Origin of the sequence: Streptomyces sp. TP-A0356, from assembly GCF_001417775.1 — a bacterium.
Taxonomy (GTDB): Bacteria; Actinomycetota; Actinomycetes; order Streptomycetales; family Streptomycetaceae; genus Streptomyces.
Window position 1 is genome coordinate 291,752 of sequence record NZ_BBZJ01000017.1, and the last position, 18,686, is coordinate 310,437.

Consider the following 18,686-nt stretch of genomic DNA (forward strand, 5'->3'; position numbering starts at 1 on the left):
ACAGAGGTGGCACAGAACACCTCATATGTCTTTGCCCATGGAGCCCTCGGGGAGCGAGGGTCGAGACATGAACACGCGCGAGCCGCCAGGGCTGTTCACGGCGGTGTACGAAGGGAACGAGGACGCGGTCGTACGGCTGCTGCGCACGGGCACCAGCCCCGAGTCCGTGGACGCGGAGGGCCAGACGGCCCTGTATCTGGCGGCGGTGAGCGACGCACCCGGGATCGTACGGCTGCTGCTGACCGCCGGAGCCGACCCCGACCGCCTCAGCGCGGGGGCCGACGCGCCGCTGTGCGGTGCCGCCTGCGGGGGCCACACCGAGGTCGTCCGGGCGCTGCTGGCGGCCGGGGCGACGCCGGATCTGGAGGAGGGGTACGGGTTCCGGGCGCTGACGTGGGCGGTACAACGGGGGCACGCCGAGGTCGTCCGGGCGCTGCTGGAGGCGGGTGCGAACCCGGACCTGCCCGGTCCCACGGGCGAACCCCCGCTGGTGGCGGCCGCCCGCCGCGGCTCACCCGGATGTGTACGCGCCCTGCTGGCCCACGGGGCGCGAGCGCGCCGGGAGGCCCGGGCCGAGGCCCGGCGCTGGCTGACACGGGACGTCGCGGCGGAGCTCCGGGCGGGTCTGGAGGCGACGTACGGCCCGGGGCACGAGTACGTCACGCGCCGCTGGGAGGGGGAGCCCGGCACGGTGACCGTGGAGGTGGCGCTGCTGCGCGACGGCCGCCCGGCGGCGGCCAACGACCAGCAGACGGGGCACGTCGTCATAGCGGGCCTGCTGGAAGCCGGGCCCGGCGCGCTCACGGGGTGAGGCGACGGGCCGGGTACCGAGGGCGATGCGGATCGGCACGCCTGCGGCGACGGTGCCGGTGTCTTCCCGGAGTGACGGCGTCGGTGTCTTCCCGGAGCGACGGTGCCGGTGTCTTCCCGCAGTGAGGGTGTCGGTGTGTTCGCGGAGTACGGTGCGGGTGGCGGGTTCGATCAACTAGGTGTCCTCCGCGCCGTACACCGCGCCCGGCAGCTCCGCCTGTGCCAGCAGTCTCAGTGCGGTCTCCCCCGCATCGGCCGGAGTCCGGCGCGTCCCCGTGTCGGCGGTCGGGCCCCGCCGCCACCCCTCCATGACGCTGATGCGTCCCCCCTCGGCCTCGAACACACGGCCGGTGACCCCGGCGCTCGCCGTGGCCCCGAGCCACACGACCAGGGGCGCGACGTTCTCGGGGGCCATCGCGTCGAAGCCGGAGTCGGGTGCGGCCATCGTCTCGGCGAACGTGCGCTCTGTCATCCGGGTGCGCGCCGCTGGCGCGACGGCGTTGACCTGCACGCCATAACGCCCCAGTTCCGCCGCCGCGACCAGTGTGAGGGCGATGATCCCGGCCTTCGCCGCGCTGTAGTTACCCTGCCCCACCGAGCCCAACAGCCCGGCTCCGCTACTGGTGTTGACGACCCGCGCGCCGGGTGTGCGGCCCGCCTTCGCCTCGGCCCGCCAGTGCGCCGCCGCGTGCTTCAGCGGCAGGAAGTGTCCCTTGAGGTGGACCCGCAGGACGGCGTCCCAGTCGTCCTCGTCGAGGTTGACCAGCATCCGGTCGCGCAGGAACCCGGCGTTGTTGACGAGGGTGTCGAGGCGCCCGTAGGTCTCCAGGGCGGTCCGCACCAGGGACGCGGCCCCCGCGCTCGTCGCGACGTCGCCGCCGTGCGCGACCGCCTCACCGCCGGCCGCACGGATCTCGTCGACGACCCGTCCGGCCGGACTGTCGGCGCCGGGTGTGCCGTCGAGGCCGACACCGAGGTCGTTGACCACGACCCGCGCACCCTCGGCGGCGAAGGCGAGCGCGTGGGCGCGGCCGAGACCACGGCCCGCACCGGTGACGATCACCACCCGGCCGTCGGCGATACCCGTCACGTCGTCTCCCTTGCCGGTCGTATCGAGTGGAGCATTGGTCGTCTCGATGGACGATCCTCGGATCGACGCGGTATCGACGCGTCTCTCATCCTCGGTTGACGGTCGCCGCGTCGAGGAACGCCGGCCGCTCCCCACCCCCGTGCACGAGCAGGCTCGCGCCGGTGATGTACGCGGCGGCGTCCGAGGCGAGGAAGACGGCGGCCTCACCGACGTCGGACGGCTCGGCGAGCCGCCCGAGCGGCACGGTGCGGGAGACCGCGGCGATGCCGTCCTCGTCGCCGTAGTGGAGGTGGGAGCGTTCGGTGCGGACCATGCCCACGACGAGCGTGTTGACCCGCACTTGGGGCGCCCACTCCACGGCCATGGAGCGGGCCAGGCTCTCCAGTCCCGCCTTGGCCGCCCCGTACGCGGCGGTGCCCGGTGAGGGACGGCCGCCGCTCACGCTGCCGATCATCACGACCGCTCCCCGGGCCCGGCTGAGGTGGTCGTGTGCGGCGAGGGACACGGTCAGCGGCGCGACGAGGTTGAGTTCGACGACCCGGGCATGCCGTTCGGGCCCTGCGTCGGCGAGGAGCCGGTACGGGGCGCCGCCCGCGTTGTTGACCAGCACGTCGACGCGGGGCAGCCCGCCGAAGAAGTCCCGTACGGCGGCCGGGTCGCGTACGTCGAGCGGGGCGAACTCGGCGCCCTCGACGGGGATGTCGGGTGGCCGGCGGGCGCACACCACCACATCGGCACCGGCCGCGACGAACGCCTGCGCGATCCCGGCGCCGACGCCGCGCGTTCCGCCGGTGACGACGGCGGTCCGGCCGCGCAGGCTCCGGGCGATTCCGTCGGGCCGGCGGCCCGGTGGTGCGCTCCGAGCGGGGTCGTCCGAGTTGTCCACAGGGCCTCCCGTCGCAGTGCGCCGACTGCTAACTTCGAATCGCACCTAACAAACGTTTGGTGGAAAGGTAGCTGATGTGCCCATGGGTGTCTCCACCTCGCGCCGGGAAATCGGGATCGCCGTCGTCACCGTCGACTTCCCTCCGGTGAACGCGCTGCCGGTGACCGGCTGGTTCGCCCTGGCCGACGCCGTGCGGTCGGCGGGCCGCGACCCGCGGGTCCGCTGCGTCGTGCTGGCCGCGCAGGGACGCGGTTTCAACGCGGGTGTGGACATCAAGGAGATACAGGCCGAGGGCGCCAGCGCGCTGATCGGGGCCAACCGCGGGTGCTTCGAGGCCTTTGCGGCGGTGTACGAGTGCGAGGTGCCGGTCGTGGCGGCGGTGCAGGGCTTCTGTCTGGGCGGCGGGATAGGCCTGGCGGGCAACGCGGACGCGATCGTGGCGAGCGAGGACGCCGTCTTCGGGCTGCCCGAGCTGGACCGCGGTGCGCTGGGCGCGGCCACGCATCTGGCGCGGCTGGTCCCCCCGCATCTGATGCGGGCGCTGTACTACACCTCGCGCACGGCCACGGCGGCCGAGCTGCACGCGCACGGCTCGGTGTGGCGGGTGGTGCCACGGGAGGAACTGCACGGGGCGGCCCTGGAGCTGGCCACCGAGATCGCCGCCAAGGACGGCGAGCTGCTCCGGCTCGCCAAGGCCGCCATCAACGGCATCGATCCGGTCGACGTGCGCCGCAGCTACCGCTTCGAGCAGGGATTCACCTTCGAGGCGCACCTCAGCGGCGTGGCCGGCCGGGTCCGGGACACCTTCGGGAAGGAGGGCACATAGATGGGGGACAAGACGATGACCGCCGACGAGGTCGTCTCCCGGCTGGAGAGCGGCATGGTCCTCGGGATCGGCGGCTGGGGCTCGCGCCGCAAACCGATGGCCCTGGTGCGGGCCCTGCTCCGCTCCGGGATCACCGATCTCACGGTCGTCTCGTACGGCGGCCCGGACGTCGGCATGCTCGCGGCCGCCGGGCGGATCCGGGGACTGGTCACCGCTTTCGCGACCCTCGACTCGATCCCGCTCGAACCGCACTACCGCGCGGCCCGGGAGAGCGGCGCGTTCGAGTTGGCGGAGGTCGACGAGGCGATGTTCATGTGGGGGCTGCGGGCGGCGGCGAACCGGCTGCCGTTCCTGCCGGTGCGGGCGGGCATCGGTTCGGATGTGATGCGCGTCAACCCGGGACTTCGGACGGTCACTTCGCCGTACGAGGACGGAGGGCCGTTCACCGGCGTGGCCCGGACCGCCGCTCAGGTGCCGGAGGAGGGGGCCACCAGGGAGGGCCCGGGCGGGCGGGGTCCGCGCGAGGAGTTCGTGGCCATGCCCGCGCTGCGCATGGACGCCGCGCTGGTCCATGTCAACCGGGCCGACCGGCTGGGCAACGGCCAGTATCTGGGCCCGGACCCGTACTTCGACGACCTGTTCTGCGAGGCGGCCGACACGGCGTACATCTCGTGCGAGCGGATCGTGGACACGGCCGAGCTGACGAAGGCGGCCGCGCCACAGAGCCTGCTGATCAGACGGCACACCGTGACCGGGGTGGTGGAGGCTCCGAACGGCGCGCACTTCACCTCCTGCGCGCCCGACCACGACCGGGACGAGGCCTTCCAGATGCACTATGCGACCACCGGCTGGTCCCGGTTCGCCGAGCGGTTCCTCGCCGGGGACGAACGCGACTATCAGTCGGCCGTGCGGGCCTGGCACAAGGAGCGGTCATGAGCGGAGCCACCCGCGCCGAGTACTGCGTGATCGCCTGCGCCGAGGCCTGGCGCGACGCCGGGGAGATCCTCGCGAGCCCCATGGGCCCGGTCCCGTCCGTCGGGGCACGGCTCGCCCGGCACACCTTCTCGCCGGATCTGCTGCTCACCGACGGCGAGGCGACGCTCGTGGGCCTCGACGGGACGGTCGAGGGCTGGCTGCCCTACCGGCAGCACCTGGCGCTGGTCACCAGCGGGCGGCGGCACGTGATGATGGGCGCGAGCCAGATCGACCGCTTCGGCAACCAGAACATCTCGTGCATCGGCGACTGGGCACGCCCCCGGCGCCAGCTGCTCGGGGTGCGCGGAGCGCCGGTCAACACCCTGAACAACCCGACCAGTTACTGGATACCCCGGCACTCGCGGCGGGTGTTCGTCGAGCGGGTCGACATGGTCTGCGGGGTGGGGTACGACCGCGCGGCCCGACACCCCGCCACCGCCCGCTTCCACCACATCCCGCGCGTGGTGTCCGACCTCGGCGTCCTCGACTTCGCCACCGCGGACCACTCGATGCGGCTGGCCTCGCTGCACCCGGGGGTGACGGTGGAGGAGGTGCGGCGGGCGACCGGCTTCGAGCTGACGGTGCCGGACGACGTGCCGTACACCCGTGCACCCACGGCCGAGGAGCTGCGGTTGATCCGTGAGGTGATCGATCCCCAGGGGATACGCGAGCGCGAGGTGCCCGACCGGGCCGGCGAGGGTCACGATCGGGCGGCCGAGCGCGGCGGGCGCTGATGGACACCGCATTCACCCGGCTGGTGGGAGTCCGTCACCCCGTGGTCCAGACAGGTATGGGCTGGGTGGCCGGGCCCCGGCTGGTCTCCGCCGCGGCGAACGCGGGCGCGCTGGGCGTGCTGGCCTCCGCGACCATGACGCCCGACCGGCTCCGGGCGGCGATACGGGAGGTCGGATCCCGTACGGACGCGCCGTTCGGGGTGAATCTGCGCGCGGACGCGGGGGACGCGGGCGACCGGGTCCGGATCATCGTCGAGGAGGGCGTACGGGTCGCGTCCTTCGCACTGGCGCCCTCTCCCGAGCTGATCGCCGAGTTGAAGGAGGCGGGGGTGGTGGTGATCCCGTCCGTGGGAGCGCGGCGGCATGCCGAGAAGGTGGCCGCCTGGGGCGCGGACGCGGTGATCGTGCAGGGCGGCGAGGGGGGCGGCCACACCGGCGAGGTGGCGACGACCGTGCTGCTGCCGCAGGTGGTGGACGCCGTGGACATCCCGGTGGTGGCGGCGGGCGGGTTCCACGACGGGCGGGGGCTGGTCGCGGCGCTGGCGTACGGGGCGGCGGGCATCGCGATGGGCACGCGGTTCCTGCTGACCTCCGACTCCACGGTCCCGCACGCGGTCAAGGCGCGGTATCTGGCGGCGACGGTGCAGGACGTCACGGTGACACGGGCCGTGGACGGGCTGCCGCACCGCATGCTGCGGACGGATCTGGTCGACGCTCTTGAGCGCGCGGGCCGTACGACGGCGCTGCTGCGGGCGGTGCGGCGAGCGGCCGGGTTCCGGAGGCTGTCCGGGCTGAGCTGGCGGGAGATGGTGCGGGACGGCCTCGCCATGAGGCACGGCAAGGATCTGTCGTGGAGTCAGGTCCTGCTCGCCGCGAACACGCCGATGCTGCTCAAGTCCGCGATGGTGGACGGGCGCACGGACCTTGGGGTGATGGCGTCGGGGCAGGTCGCCGGGGTGATCGACGACCTGCCGTCGTGCGCGGAGCTGATGGAGCGGATCATGACGGAGGCGGAGGAGGTGCTGAGATCGCTGGAGCCGCTCAGAGCCGTTCGATGATGGTGACGTTCGCCTGGCCGCCGCCCTCGCACATCGTCTGGAGGCCGTATCGGCCGCCGGTGCGCTCCAGTTCGTGGAGCAGGGTGGTCATGAGCTTGGCGCCCGTCGCGCCCAGGGGGTGGCCGAGCGCGATGGCGCCGCCGTTGACGTTGACCTTCTCCGGGTCGGCGCCGGTCTCCTCGAGCCAGGCGAGGACGACCGGCGCGAACGCCTCGTTGATCTCGACGAGGTCGATGTCGTCGATGGTGAGGCCGGTCTTCTTCAGGGCGTGCGCGGTCGCCGGGATCGGAGCCGACAGCATGCGGATCGGGTCCCCGCCGCGCACCGAGAGATGGTGGACCCGGGCGCGCGGGGTCAGCCCGTGTTCGCGTACCGCCCGCTCCGAGGCCAGCAGCAGGGCCGCCGCGCCGTCGGAGACCTGCGATGAGCAGGCGGCGGTGACGGTGCCGCCGTCGAGGACCGGCTTCAACTCGGCCATCTTCTCCAGGGAGGTGTCCCGGCGCGGGCCCTCGTCGACCGTGACCTCGCCGTAGGCGACGGTCTCCCGGTCGAAGCGGCCCTCGTCGATCGCCCGGACCGCCCGCTGGTGCGAGCGCAGCGCGAACTCCTCCTGGTCGCGCCGGGTGATGCCCCACTTGGCGGCGATCAGCTCGGCGCCGTGGAACTGGTTGACGGGCCGGTCGCCGTAGCGGGCGCGCCAGCCCTGGCTGCCCGCGAACGGCCCCTGGGTGAGCCCCAGTGGTTCGGCGGCCTGGCGGGAGGCGAAGGCGATCGGTATCTGCGACATGTTCTGGACGCCGCCGGCGACCACCAGGTCCTGTGTGCCGGACAGCACGGCCTGCGCCGCGAAGTGCACGGCCTGCTGCGAGGACCCGCACTGCCGGTCGACCGTCACCCCCGGCACCTCCTCGGGCAGCCCGGCCGCCAGCCAGCAGGTGCGGGCGATGTCCCCCGCCTGCGGCCCGACCGTGTCCAGGCAGCCGAAGACGACGTCCTCCACGGCGGCGGGATCCACGCCGGAACGGGACACCAGGGCCCTCAGCACATGGGCGCCCAGGTCGGCCGGATGGACCCCGCTCAGCCCACCCCGGCGCCGCCCCACGGGCGTACGGACCGCTTCGACGACATAGGCCTCGGCCATGGTCAACTCCCTCGCACAGGAATGCTGTTCACCTACGACTGCTCACGTACGGCGATCCCGTCGAGCACCATCGACAGGTACTGCCGGGCGATCTCCTCCGCGCTGTGCTGCCCGCCGGGCCGGTACCAGGAGGCGGCGACCCACACCGTGTCGCGCACGAACCGGTAGGTGAGGCGGACGTCGAGATCGGACCTGAAGACCTCGGCGGCGACTCCCCGCTCCAGCGTGGACAGCCACGCCTTCTCGAACTTGCGCTGCGACTCGGCGAGGAACGCGAACCTTTCCTGCGCCACGAGCTGCTTGGACTCCTTCTGGTAGATCGCGACGGCCGCGCGGTGCCGGTCGATCTCCCGGAAGGACTCGGTGACCAGCGCCTCCAGGGTCTCGCGCGGACCGAGTTCGGAGTCCAGGACGGTGTCGTAGCCGTCCCAGAGCTCGTCGAGGAAGGTGCGCAGGATCTCCTCCAGCATCGACTCCTTGGAGTCGAAGTGGTAGTAGAGACTGCCCGCGAGCATCCCGGCGTGGTCCGCGATCTTGCGTACGGTGGTGGCGTTGTAGCCCTGCTCGGCGAAGACCTCGGCGGCGGTGTCGAGGAGTTCCCGGCGGCGGGCGGGCGCGGCGGTCACCTGGGGCTTCTTCTTGGTCGGCACGGGTCCATTGTGATCCCGGGGGCGCTGGTTCCCCGCATGGCACTAGGCGTGCTGGCTGCTGACGGCGACGACCTCGCCGGTCATGTACGAGGAGTAGCCGGAGGCCAGGAAGACGATCACGTTGGCCACCTCCCACGGCTGCGCGTACCGCCCGAAGGCCTCCCGCGCGGTCAGCTCCTCCAGCAGCTCGGCCGAGGTCACCTTCACCAGGTGCGGATGCAGGGCGAGGCTCGGCGAGACCGCGTTGACGCGCACGCCGTACCGGGCTCCCTCGATCGCCGCGCAGCGGGTCAGGGCCATCACGCCCGCCTTCGCGGCCGCGTAGTGCGCCTGTCCGGCCTGGGCTCGCCAGCCGATCACGGAGGCGTTGTTGACGATCACGCCGCCGCCCGTCCCCCTCATCGCGCGCAAGGCCGCCCGGGTGCACCGGAACGTGCCGTTCAGCGTCACGTCGAGCACGGTCGACCACTGTTCGTCGGTCATGTCGACCAGCGCCGCGGTACCGCCCAGACCGGCGTTGTTGACGACGATGTCGAGGCGGCCGTGCAGCCCGACGGCCATGTCGAAGAGGGCCCGCACCTGGCTCTCGTCAGTGACGTCGCAGGACACCGCCGCCACCGCGCCCTCGAACTCCCCGGCCAGCTCCGCCTCGTACTCCTTCAGCCGGCGCGCATGGGCGTCGCTGATCAGTACGCGCGCGCCCTCCTCCAGGAACCGGCGCGCCGTCGCTCCCCCGATCCCCGTCCCGGCCGCCGCGGTGATGACGGCGGTGCGTCCCGTCAGCAGCCCGTGGCCGGGCACATACGACGGACCCTCGACGTCTGTCATACGGCCACGCTAACCTACCAAACACTTGTTAGGGAAGGAGGGCGGCCGTGGACCTCATCCACTCCCCCGCCGACGAGGCGTTCCGCGCCGAGGCCCGGTCCTGGCTCGCCGCGCACGTACCCGAGTCCCCGCTGCCCTCCCTGGAGACGGAGGAGGGCTTCGCGGCACACCGCGCCTGGGAGGCGGTACTGGCCGCGGACCGCTGGTCGGTGGTGTCCTGGCCGATCGCGTACGGAGGACGGGACGCGGGACTGGTCCGATGGCTGATCTTCGAAGAGGAGTACTACGCGGCGGGAGCACCGGGCCGCGTCAGCCAGAACGGCATCAGCCTTCTGGCGCCCACCCTCTTCGCGTACGGGAGCGAGGACCAGCGGGCGCGCGTCCTGCCTCCGATGGCGTCGGGCGAGGTGATCTGGGCGCAGGCGTGGTCCGAGCCTGAGGCGGGCTCGGACCTGGCGTCGCTCACGTCGAAGGCGATCCGCACGGCGGGCGGGTGGCTGCTGAGGGGGCAGAAGACGTGGTCGTCGCGGGCGGCGTTCGCGGACCGCGCCTTCGGGCTGTTCCGCAGCGATCCGGACACGCCGAAGCCGCACCAGGGCCTCGTCCATCTCATGTTCGACCTCGGCGCGCCGGGAGTGACGGTCCGTCCGATCGGCCGTCTCGACGGCAAGCCGGCCTTCGCCGAACTCTTCCTGGACGACGTGTTCGTGCCCGACGAGGACGTGATCGGCGAACCAGGTCAGGGCTGGCGGATCGCCATGTCGACGGCGGGCGACGAGCGCGGGCTGACGCTGCGCTCGCCCGGCCGCTTCCTGGCCGCGGCCGACCGGCTGCTGAGACTGTGGCAGGCGCGGGGCTGCCCGGCGTCGGCGCGCGACCGGGTGGCCGACGCCCTCATCGGCGCCCGCGCCTACCAGCTCTTCACCTATGCGGGAGCCTCCCGCTTCCTGGACGGCGAGCCGATGGGCCCCGAGTCCAGTCTGAACAAGGTCTTCTGGTCCGAGTACGACATCGCGCTGCACGAGACCGCGCTCGATCTCCTGGGCGAGGACGGTGAGGCGGCGGACACCGACTGGTCCGAGGGCTATGTCTTCTCCCTGGCCGGCCCGGTCTACGCCGGCACGAACGAGATCCAGCGCGACATCATCGCCGAGCGCCTGCTCGGCCTGCCGAAGGGCCGCCGCTGATGCGTCTTCTGCTCACCGACGAACAGCGCGCGTTCGCCCGCTCGCTGGACGCCCTGCTGACCGCCGCCGACACACCGTCCGTCATACGGTCCTGGAGTGCCGGGGACCACACGGCCGGACGGGCGCTGTGGTCCCGGCTGGCGGAGGCGGGGGTCTTCGCGCTGGCGGTCCCGGAGGCGTACGAAGGGGTGGGACCGCTGCCCGTGGAACTCGCCGTGGCCTTCGTCGAGCTGGGGCGGCACGCGGTACCGGGTCCACTGGTGGAGACGGTGCTCGCGGCGGCCCTGCTCGCCGGGGTGCCCGAGCAGGCCGAGCGGCTGCTGCCCCGGCTGGCCGCCGGCACGGCCCTGGCCACGGTGGGTACCCGGTACGCGCTGGACGGGGACGCGGCCGATGTCGTACTCACGCTCAGGGACGGTGAGTTGTGGCTGTCGCCCGGCTGCGGGCCGGACGCACGGCGGTCACTGGACACCGCCCGCCGGCTCGCCACTCCGCTCGTCGGCGGCGAACTCCTCTCCACCGACGTCCCCCCGGACGCCGTCGTCCCGGCCCGCCTGGCCACCGCGGCCCAGGCCCTCGGCGTGGGCCTCGCCCTCCTCGACCGAACCGTCGCGTACGTCGGGCAGCGCGTCCAGTTCGGCGTGCCCGTCGGCTCGTTCCAGGCGGTCAAGCACCGGCTGGCCGACGCGAAGATCGCCCTGGAGTTCGCCCGGCCACTGCTCTTCGGCGCCGCCCTGTCGATGAACCCCGCGGACGTGGCCGCCGCCAAGGTCGCGGCCTGCGAGGCGGCGTACACGACCGCCCGCACGGCGCTCCAGCTGCACGGCGCGATCGGCTACACCGCCGAGTACGACCTCTCCCTGTGGCTGACGAAGGCCCGTGCGCTGCGCACGGCGTGGGGTGATCCGGCGGAGTGCCGGGCCGTCGTCCTCAGTGGTGCCCGCCCTCCCTCGTGAGGGCGCGGTACTCCTCCGCCGTCGGCTTGGGGATCCGAGCCCCGGGCCCGATCTCGTAGGGCGATGGCTGCTCGTGCTGGGTGAGGGTGAACAGCCGTGTCCGCGAGAGCGGTTGGTGGACCTCGACGTACTCCCCGTGCGGCAGCCGTTTGACGGTGCCGGTCTCCCGCCCGTGCAGCACCTGGTCGCGGTCGCGGGGCTGCAGGCCCAGACAGAGGGTCGCCCACAGGTCGTTGCCGGCGCCGATCAGGAGCACCCCGTTGCCAATGGGCCGCACGCTGCGATCAGGCCACGATCCCCTTGGCCCGCGCCGCCGCCAGCCACTGCGGGAACTCGCCCACCAGCCGGTCGTACAGCTCGGCGTCGGGGACCTTTCGCGGATCCGCACCGGCGGGGAAGTAGCCCGCGTTGTCGACGACCCGCTTCTGCGGCACGGGCAGTTCGTCGAGCTTCCGCAGGAAGTCGAACTGCTTGCTGCCCGGGTCCCCGAACCCGATGAACTGCCAGAAGATCGGCAGCCTGGCCGCCTTGCACAGATACCGTTCCGCGGCGAGCTTGTCGATGGGGCCGCCATCGGTCTGGAAGACGACCAGCGCGGGATCCCTGGAGCCGCTGTCGAGGTAGTGGTCGATGACGGTGTCCATGGCCAGGTGGTAGCTGGTCCGGCCCATGTGCCCGAGCCCGGCCACGATCCGGTCGATCCGGCCCCGGTGGTCGCCGAGGGAGATGTCGGTGACGGCGTCGACGTCCGTGGAGAAGAAGACGACCGGCACCCGCCCGTCGTCATCGAGCTGAGCCGACAGCCCGAGCACCCGGTCGGCGAGCGCCTGCACACTGCCGTCCTTGTAGTACGGCCGCATGGAACCGGAGTAGTCGACCACCAGGTAGACGGCGGCCCGCTGCCCGCTCAGCCCGTGCTTGGTGAGGGACACCCCGGCGCTCTTGTACAGGCTGACCAGCGCGGGCGCGGTCTCCTCGACCTTGCGGAGGCTGATCGGTGCCATGCGGACTTCCTTCTCTGCTGGGACGGCGCTGTTGACCCTACGCCACCGCCGTCCCGCGGCACGCGATCCTGCCGCTGCCCCAACTCCCGCCCAGCGAACGCAGACCGGCGGCCGGTGACCGGCCGGCTCCCACCGGCGTCCGGACATGCGGCGGCGCCTGCCCCATCGTCCGGTCGGGGACTGGCGGGCAGGCGCCGTCTGTGTTCCGTACGCCGTTGTACGGGACGTCTGTCGAGCGCTGCGTCAGACCATCAGCGCGCGGTCCGTCGGGCGGATCGGGGCCGGCAGGTCGCTGGCGCCCGTGAGGAAGCGGTCCACACCGCGTGCCGCCGAGCGGCCCTCGGCGATCGCCCACACGATCAGCGACTGGCCACGGCCCGCGTCACCCGCCACGAACACGCCCGGCACGTTCGTCTGGAAGTCGGCGTCACGCGCGATGTTGCCGCGCTCGTCCAGCTTCAGGCCGAACTGCTCGACCAGGCCGTTGTCCCGGTCCGTGCCGGTGAAGCCCATGGCCAGCGTGACCAGCTGGGCCGGGATCTTGCGCTCCGTGCCCGGCTTCTGCGTCAGCTTGCCGTCCACGAACTCGACCTCGGCGAGGTGCAGCCACTGCACGTTGCCGTCCTCGTCGCCCTCGAAGTGGGTCGTGGAGGCCGAGTAGATGCGCTCGCCTCCCTCCTCGTGGGCCGAGGTGACCTTGTAGAGGATCGGGAAGGTCGGCCACGGCTGGTTGACCGGGTTCCGCTCGTCGTTCGGGCGGGGCATGATCTCCAGCTGGGTGACGGAGGCCGCGCCCTGGCGGTGGGCCGTGCCCACGCAGTCCGCGCCCGTGTCACCGCCGCCGATCACGACGACGTGCTTGCCCTCTGCCGAGATCGGTGTGGTGACGTAGTCGCCCTCCTGCACCTTGTTGGCCAGCGGCAGGTACTCCATGGCCTGGTGGACGCCCTTGAGCTCGCGGCCGGGGACCGGCAGGTCACGGGCGGTCGTCGCACCGGCCGCGATGACCACCGCGTCGTACCGCTTGCGCAGGTCCGTCGCCTTGAGGTCACGGCCGATCTCGATGCCCGTCCGGAAGCGGGTGCCCTCCGCGCGCATCTGCTCGATACGGCGGTTGATGTGCCGCTTCTCCATCTTGAACTCGGGGATGCCGTAGCGGAGCAGGCCGCCGACGCGGTCCGCGCGCTCGTACACCGCGACCGTGTGACCGGCCCGGGTCAGCTGCTGGGCGGCGGCGAGCCCGGCGGGACCGGACCCGATGACCGCCACCGTCTTGCCGGACAGGCGCTCGGGGGCCTGCGGCTTCACGTCACCGCTGTCCCACGCCTTGTCGATGATGGAGACCTCGACGTTCTTGATGGTGACCGGCGGCTGGTTGATGCCGAGCACACACGCGGACTCGCACGGAGCCGGGCACAGCCGGCCCGTGAACTCCGGGAAGTTGTTCGTGGCGTGCAGGCGCTCGGACGCCTCGGTCCAGTCCTCGCGGTACGCGTAGTCGTTCCACTCGGGGATCAGGTTCCCCAGCGGACAGCCGTTGTGGCAGAACGGGATGCCGCAGTCCATGCACCGGCTGGCCTGCTTGCTGATGATCGGCAGCAGCGAGCCGGGGACGTAGACCTCGTTCCAGTCCCTGACGCGCTCGCCCACCGGGCGGGACCTGGCGACCTCGCGGCCGTGGTTCAGAAAGCCCTTGGGATCAGCCATTGGTCGCCGCCTCCATCATCTTCTCGGTGATCTCGGTCTCGGAGAGACCGGCTCGCTCGGCGGCGTCCTTGGCGGCGAGCACTGCCTTGTACGTGCTGGGGATGATCTTGCTGAAGCGCTCCACCGACGCGGACCACTCGGCGAGCAGCTTCTCGGCGACCGTGGAGCCGGTCTCCTCGGCGTGGCGGCGCACCACGTCGTGCAGCCACTGCTTGTCGGCGTCGTCGAGGGCCTCGATGGAGCCCTGGTTGCCTGCGTTGACGTGGTCGCGGTTCAGGTCGATGACGTACGCGATGCCGCCCGACATACCGGCCGCGAAGTTGCGGCCCGTCTTGCCGAGCACGACCGCGTGCCCACCGGTCATGTACTCGCAGCCGTGGTCGCCGACCCCCTCCGACACCACGAGCGCACCGGAGTTGCGTACGCAGAACCGCTCGCCCGTACGGCCCCGCAGGAACAGCTCACCGCCGGTCGCGCCGTACGCGATGGTGTTGCCCGCGATCGTCGAGTCCTCGGCGAGGTGCTCGGCGCCCCGGTCCGGGCGCACGATGACCCGGCCACCGGACAGACCCTTGCCGACGTAGTCGTTGGCGTCGCCCTCCAGGCGCAGGGTGACACCGCGCGGCAGGAAGGCGCCGAACGACTGGCCCGCGGAGCCGGTGAAGGTGATGTCGATCGTGTCGTCGGGCAGGCCCGCGCCGCCGAACTTCTTCGTCACCTCGTGGCCGAGCATGGTGCCGACCGTGCGGTTGATGTTGCGGATGGCGACCTGGGCGCGCACCGGCTGGGCGTCCGCCTGGGAGTTGGCGGCCAGAGCGTCGGCGGCGAGCTTGATCAGCTCGTTGTCGAGCGCCTTCTCCAGGCCGTGGTCCTGGGCGACGATCCGGTGGCGCACGGCGCCCTCCGCCAGCTCGGGCACGTGGAACAGCGGCTCCAGGTCCAGGCCCTGCGCCTTCCAGTGGTCGACCGCCCGGGCCACGTCGAGGGCCTCGGCGTGGCCGACGGCCTCCTCGATGGAGCGGAAGCCCAGCTCGGCCAGGATCTCGCGGACCTCCTCGGCGATGAACTGGAAGAAGTTCACGACGAACTCGGCCTTGCCGGAGAACCGCTCGCGCAGCACCGGGTTCTGCGTCGCGATGCCGACCGGGCAGGTGTCCAGGTGGCAGACGCGCATCATCACGCAGCCGGAGACGACGAGCGGCGCGGTGGCGAAGCCGAACTCCTCGGCGCCGAGCAACGCCGCGACGACCACGTCACGGCCGGTCTTCAGCTGGCCGTCGGTCTGTACGACGATGCGGTCGCGCAGGCCGTTGAGCAGCAGCGTCTGCTGGGTCTCGGCGAGGCCGAGCTCCCAGGGGCCGCCGGCGTGCTTGAGCGACGTCAGCGGGGACGCGCCGGTGCCGCCGTCGTGGCCGGAGATGAGGACGACGTCCGCGTGTGCCTTGGCGACACCCGCGGCCACCGTGCCGACGCCGACCTCCGACACCAGCTTCACGTGGATACGCGCGGCCGGGTTGGCGTTCTTGAGGTCGTGGATCAGCTGGGCCAGGTCCTCGATGGAGTAGATGTCGTGGTGCGGCGGCGGGGAGATCAGGCCGACGCCCGGCGTCGAGTGCCGGGTCCTGGCCACCCACGGGTACACCTTGTGGCCGGGCAGCTGGCCGCCCTCGCCGGGCTTGGCGCCCTGCGCCATCTTGATCTGGATGTCGTCCGCGTTGACCAGGTACTCGGACGTCACGCCGAAGCGGCCGGAGGCCACCTGCTTGATCGCCGAGCGGCGCGCCGGGTCGTACAGGCGCTCCGGGTCCTCGCCGCCCTCACCGGTGTTGGACTTGGCGCCCAGCCGGTTCATGGCCATGGCGAGCGTCTCGTGCGCCTCCTTGGAGATGGAGCCGTACGACATGGCGCCCGTGGAGAAGCGCTTGACGATCTCGGAGACCGGCTCGACCTCGTCGATGGAGATCGGCTCGCGGTCGGACTTGAAGCCGAACAGACCGCGCAGCGTCATCAGGCGCTCGGACTGCTCGTTCACACGCTCGGTGTACTTCTTGAAGATGTCGTAGCGGCCGGTGCGCGTGGAGTGCTGGAGGCGGAAGACCGTCTCCGGGTCGAACAGGTGCGGCTCGCCCTCGCGGCGCCACTGGTACTCGCCGCCGATCTCCAGCGCGCGGTGCGCGGGCGCGATGCCCGAGGCCGGGTACGCCTTGGCGTGGCGGGCGGCGACCTCCTTGGCGATGACGTCGATGCCGACGCCGCCGATCTTGGTGGCCGTGCCGTTGAAGTACTTGTCGACGAAGCCCTCGTCGAGGCCGACGGCCTCGAAGACCTGGGCGCCGCGGTAGGAGGCGACGGTCGAGATGCCCATCTTGGACATGACCTTCAGGACGCCCTTGCCGAGGGCGTAGATCAGGTTGCGGATGGCCTTCTCGGGCTCGATGCCCGGCAGGAAGGTGCCCGCCCGGACCAGGTCCTCGACGGACTCCATCGCCAGGTACGGGTTGACGGCCGCGGCACCGTAGCCGATGAGCAGCGCGACGTGGTGGACCTCGCGGACGTCGCCGGCCTCGACCAGCAGGCCCACGTGGGTGCGCTGCCTGGTGCGGATGAGGTGGTGGTGGACGGCCGCGGTGAGCAGCAGCGACGGGATCGGCGCGTGCTCGGCGTCCGAGTGGCGGTCGGACAGGACGATCAGGCGGGCGCCGTTGTCGATGGCGGCGTCGGCCTCGGCGCAGATCTCCTCCAGGCGCGCGGCCAGGGCGTCACCGCCGCCGGAGACCCGGTAGAGGCCGGAGAGCGTCGCGGCCTTCATGCCGGGCATGTCGCCGTCGGCGTTGATGTGGATGAGCTTGGCCAGCTCGTCGTTGTCGATCACCGGGAAGGGCAGGACGACGCTGCGACAGGCGGCCGCCGCCGGCTCAAGGAGGTTGCCCTGCGGGCCCAGCGACGAGCGCAGCGAGGTGACCAGCTCCTCGCGGATCGCGTCCAGCGGCGGGTTGGTGACCTGCGCGAACAGCTGGGTGAAGTAGTCGAAGAGCAGACGCGGGCGCTCGGACAGCGCGGCGATGGGCGAGTCGGTGCCCATCGAGCCGATCGGCTCGGCGCCGGTCTTGGCCATCGGCGCGAGGAGGACGCGCAGCTCCTCCTCGGTGTAGCCGAAGGTCTGCTGGCGGCGGGTGACCGAGGCGTGGGTGTGCACGATGTGCTCGCGCTCGGGCAGGTCCTCCAGCTCGATCTCGCCGGCCTCCAGCCACTCCTGGTAGGGCTGCTCGCCGGCCAGGGCCGCCTTGATCTCGTCGTCCTCGATGATGCGGTGCTCGGCGGTGTCGACGAGGAACATGCGGCCGGGCTGCAGACGGCCCTTGCGGACGACCTTGGCGGGGTCGATGTCGAGGACGCCGACCTCGGAGCCGAGGACGACGAGGCCGTCGTCGGTGACCCAGTAGCGGCCGGGGCGCAGACCGTTGCGGTCGAGCACGGCGCCGACCTGGGTGCCGTCGGTGAAGGTGACGCAGGCCGGACCGTCCCAGGGCTCCATCATCGTGGAGTGGAACTGGTAGAACGCGCGCCGGGCCGGGTCCATGGAGGCGTGGTTCTCCCACGCCTCCGGGATCATCATCAGCACGGAGTGCGGCAGGGAGCGGCCGCCGAGGTGCAGGAGTTCGAGCACCTCGTCGAAGGAGGCGGAGTCGGACGCCTCCGGGGTACAGACCGGGAAGGTCCGCTCCAGCGTCTCCTGCGAACCGAACAGGTCGGAGACCAGCTGCGACTCCCGGGCGCGCATCCAGTTGCGGTTGCCCTTGACCGTGTTGATCTCGCCGTTGTGCGCGACGAAGCGGTACGGGTGGGCGAGCGGCCAGCTCGGGAAGGTGTTCGTGGAGAAGCGCGAGTGGACCAGCGCGATGGCCGTGGCGAAGCGGCGGTCGGACAGGTCGGGGAAGAAGGGCTCCAGCTGTCCGGTGGTCAGCATGCCCTTGTAGACGATCGTGCGCGCGGACAGCGAGGGGAAGTACACACCGGCCTCGCGCTCGGCGCGCTTGCGCAGCACGAACGCCTTGCGGTCGAGCGCGATGCCCTTGCTCACGCCGTCCGTGACGAAGAGCTGGCGGAAGGCGGGCATCGTGGAGCGGGCGGTGGCGCCGAGGAGCTCGGGGGCGACCGGGACCTCGCGCCAGCCGAGGACGGTCAGGCTCTCCTCCGCGGCGATCGTCTCGATCCGCGAGACGACCTCGGCGGCGTTCGTCTCGGGCAGGAACGCGATGCCGACGGCGTACGCGCCCGCCTCGGGCAGCTCGAATTCGGCCACCTCGCGGAAGAAGGCGTCGGGAACCTGGGAGAGGATGCCGGCGCCGTCACCGGAGTCGGGCTCGGAGCCGGTGGCACCGCGGTGCTCCAGGTTGCGCAGAACCGTGAGCGCCTGCTCGACCAGCGCATGGCTCGCCTCGCCGGTGAGGGTGGCCACGAAGCCGACGCCGCAGGCGTCGTGCTCGTTGCGGGGGTCGTACATACCCTGCGCAGCAGGGCGAGCATCCATGAATGACCAGTTCCGGCCATTCGTGGAGTGCTGGGACGGCTGGCGCGGCGTACGCATCGGCTCTCCCGTCGTCGTCATCTGGCTGGGGGCACCTCCCAGGCCTTCGGGCTCTGGGGGAGCAATACCGAGGGACGACGCTGGCCCTCTGCGGATCGCAAAATTTCGTGCAGGTTACATGATGGGGTGGTTCTCGGGAACCGGATAGTCCGTTCCAACATGCGGACATCGCTGGGGCGTGGCGCGGGTTTCACGCCGGGCGATGGAATCAAGGGGGCGGGAAGCGGACAGATCGGTGCCCGTCGA

At 71.8% G+C, this 18,686-nt stretch carries 15 protein-coding genes and 1 pseudogene; 7 read left to right on the plus strand and 9 right to left on the minus strand.

The annotated features are described in order from the left end of the window. The first annotated feature begins 67 nt into the window (after positions 1–67). Positions 68–811 carry an ankyrin repeat domain-containing protein gene (locus ASC56_RS14450; protein ID WP_055491774.1) on the plus strand — a complete coding sequence of 248 codons (744 nt, stop codon included), beginning with the start codon at positions 68–70 and terminating at the stop codon, positions 809–811. A 174-nt stretch (positions 812–985) separates the two neighbouring features. Here the strand turns inward: ASC56_RS14450 and ASC56_RS14455 are convergent, their stop codons facing one another. Together ASC56_RS14455 and ASC56_RS14460 are read right to left on the minus strand one after the other, a co-directional pair. After that, entirely contained in the window at positions 986–1,900 is a 915-nt protein-coding gene (locus ASC56_RS14455; RefSeq protein ID WP_055491775.1) for an SDR family oxidoreductase, read from the minus strand. An 85-nt stretch (positions 1,901–1,985) separates the two neighbouring features. Further along, complete coding sequence (locus ASC56_RS14460; RefSeq protein ID WP_055491934.1) at positions 1,986–2,717, minus strand: SDR family oxidoreductase; 732 nt, start codon at positions 2,715–2,717, stop codon at positions 1,986–1,988. 151 nt (positions 2,718–2,868) lie between these two features. Between ASC56_RS14460 and ASC56_RS14465 the strand changes: the two genes are divergently transcribed. The 4 genes from ASC56_RS14465 to ASC56_RS14480 are packed head-to-tail and all read left to right on the plus strand — an operon-like array spanning position 2,869 to position 6,379. Beyond that, on the plus strand, positions 2,869–3,612 hold the full coding sequence (locus tag ASC56_RS14465; RefSeq protein ID WP_055491776.1) for an enoyl-CoA hydratase family protein: 744 nt from the start codon (positions 2,869–2,871) through the stop codon (positions 3,610–3,612). Then, positions 3,613–4,548: a CoA transferase subunit A gene (locus tag ASC56_RS14470; RefSeq protein WP_055491777.1), complete on the plus strand. Its 936-nt coding sequence runs from the start codon at positions 3,613–3,615 to the stop codon at positions 4,546–4,548. Beyond that, positions 4,545–5,321, plus strand: coding sequence for a CoA-transferase subunit beta (locus ASC56_RS14475; protein ID WP_055491778.1), 777 nt, complete (start codon positions 4,545–4,547; stop codon positions 5,319–5,321). The genes ASC56_RS14470 and ASC56_RS14475 overlap by 4 nt, the downstream gene beginning before the upstream one ends. Continuing rightward, positions 5,321–6,379, plus strand: coding sequence for a nitronate monooxygenase family protein (locus tag ASC56_RS14480; protein ID WP_055491779.1), 1,059 nt, complete (start codon positions 5,321–5,323; stop codon positions 6,377–6,379). Before ASC56_RS14475 ends, ASC56_RS14480 begins: the two co-directional genes overlap by 1 nt. Here ASC56_RS14480 and ASC56_RS14485 read toward each other — a convergent pair. The 3 genes from ASC56_RS14485 to ASC56_RS14495 are packed head-to-tail and all read right to left on the minus strand — an operon-like array spanning position 6,363 to position 8,998. Beyond that, the gene (locus ASC56_RS14485) at positions 6,363–7,520 is read right to left on the minus strand and encodes an acetyl-CoA C-acetyltransferase (RefSeq protein WP_055491780.1); all 1,158 of its coding nucleotides are present in this window, start codon (positions 7,518–7,520) and stop codon (positions 6,363–6,365) included. The genes ASC56_RS14480 and ASC56_RS14485 overlap by 17 nt on opposite strands. 32 nt (positions 7,521–7,552) lie before the next feature. Continuing rightward, complete coding sequence (locus tag ASC56_RS14490; protein WP_055491781.1) at positions 7,553–8,170, minus strand: TetR/AcrR family transcriptional regulator; 618 nt, start codon at positions 8,168–8,170, stop codon at positions 7,553–7,555. A gap of 42 nt (positions 8,171–8,212) precedes the next feature. After that, positions 8,213–8,998 (minus strand): SDR family oxidoreductase, encoded by a 786-nt coding sequence (locus ASC56_RS14495; protein ID WP_055491782.1) that lies wholly within the window; start codon positions 8,996–8,998, stop codon positions 8,213–8,215. A gap of 47 nt (positions 8,999–9,045) precedes the next feature. Here ASC56_RS14495 and ASC56_RS14500 point away from each other — a divergent pair, with 47 nt between their 5' ends. Further along, the gene (locus ASC56_RS14500) at positions 9,046–10,185 is read left to right on the plus strand and encodes an acyl-CoA dehydrogenase family protein (protein ID WP_055491783.1); all 1,140 of its coding nucleotides are present in this window, start codon (positions 9,046–9,048) and stop codon (positions 10,183–10,185) included. Then, complete coding sequence (locus ASC56_RS14505) at positions 10,185–11,141, plus strand: acyl-CoA dehydrogenase family protein (RefSeq protein WP_055491784.1); 957 nt, start codon at positions 10,185–10,187, stop codon at positions 11,139–11,141. Before ASC56_RS14500 ends, ASC56_RS14505 begins: the two co-directional genes overlap by 1 nt. Here ASC56_RS14505 and ASC56_RS14510 read toward each other — a convergent pair. From ASC56_RS14510 to gltB, 4 genes and pseudogenes are all read right to left on the minus strand, one after another. After that, positions 11,116–11,397: pseudogene (locus tag ASC56_RS14510) on the minus strand (ubiquinol-cytochrome c reductase cytochrome b subunit); the annotation flags it as partial. The gene ASC56_RS14505 and the pseudogene ASC56_RS14510 overlap by 26 nt on opposite strands. Positions 11,398–11,425: 28 nt before the next feature. Then, on the minus strand, positions 11,426–12,145 hold the full coding sequence (locus ASC56_RS14515; RefSeq protein WP_055491786.1) for a VWA domain-containing protein: 720 nt from the start codon (positions 12,143–12,145) through the stop codon (positions 11,426–11,428). A gap of 243 nt (positions 12,146–12,388) precedes the next feature. Continuing rightward, positions 12,389–13,852: a glutamate synthase subunit beta gene (locus ASC56_RS14520; RefSeq protein ID WP_055491787.1), complete on the minus strand. Its 1,464-nt coding sequence runs from the start codon at positions 13,850–13,852 to the stop codon at positions 12,389–12,391. Beyond that, positions 13,845–18,440 (minus strand): glutamate synthase large subunit, encoded by a 4,596-nt coding sequence (gene gltB, locus ASC56_RS14525; protein ID WP_199835996.1) that lies wholly within the window; start codon positions 18,438–18,440, stop codon positions 13,845–13,847. The genes ASC56_RS14520 and gltB overlap by 8 nt, the downstream gene beginning before the upstream one ends. Between the last annotated feature and the right edge of the window lie 246 nt (positions 18,441–18,686).

Bases quoted from the DNA above. Each gene is read 5' to 3' on its own strand.
- ASC56_RS14475 (WP_055491778.1), top strand. From the start codon at position 4,545: ATGAGCGGAGCCACCCGCGCCGAGTACTGCGTGATCGCCTGCGCCGAG.
- ASC56_RS14495 (WP_055491782.1), bottom strand. From the start codon at position 8,998: ATGACAGACGTCGAGGGTCCGTCGTATGTGCCCGGCCACGGGCTGCTG.
- ASC56_RS14465 (WP_055491776.1), top strand. From the start codon at position 2,869: ATGGGTGTCTCCACCTCGCGCCGGGAAATCGGGATCGCCGTCGTCACC.
- ASC56_RS14470 (WP_055491777.1), top strand. From the start codon at position 3,613: ATGGGGGACAAGACGATGACCGCCGACGAGGTCGTCTCCCGGCTGGAG.
- ASC56_RS14450 (WP_055491774.1), top strand. From the start codon at position 68: ATGAACACGCGCGAGCCGCCAGGGCTGTTCACGGCGGTGTACGAAGGG.
- ASC56_RS14505 (WP_055491784.1), top strand. From the start codon at position 10,185: ATGCGTCTTCTGCTCACCGACGAACAGCGCGCGTTCGCCCGCTCGCTG.
- ASC56_RS14480 (WP_055491779.1), top strand. From the start codon at position 5,321: ATGGACACCGCATTCACCCGGCTGGTGGGAGTCCGTCACCCCGTGGTC.
- ASC56_RS14485 (WP_055491780.1), bottom strand. From the start codon at position 7,520: ATGGCCGAGGCCTATGTCGTCGAAGCGGTCCGTACGCCCGTGGGGCGG.
- ASC56_RS14515 (WP_055491786.1), bottom strand. From the start codon at position 12,145: ATGGCACCGATCAGCCTCCGCAAGGTCGAGGAGACCGCGCCCGCGCTG.
- ASC56_RS14520 (WP_055491787.1), bottom strand. From the start codon at position 13,852: ATGGCTGATCCCAAGGGCTTTCTGAACCACGGCCGCGAGGTCGCCAGG.
- gltB (WP_199835996.1), bottom strand. From the start codon at position 18,440: ATGCGTACGCCGCGCCAGCCGTCCCAGCACTCCACGAATGGCCGGAAC.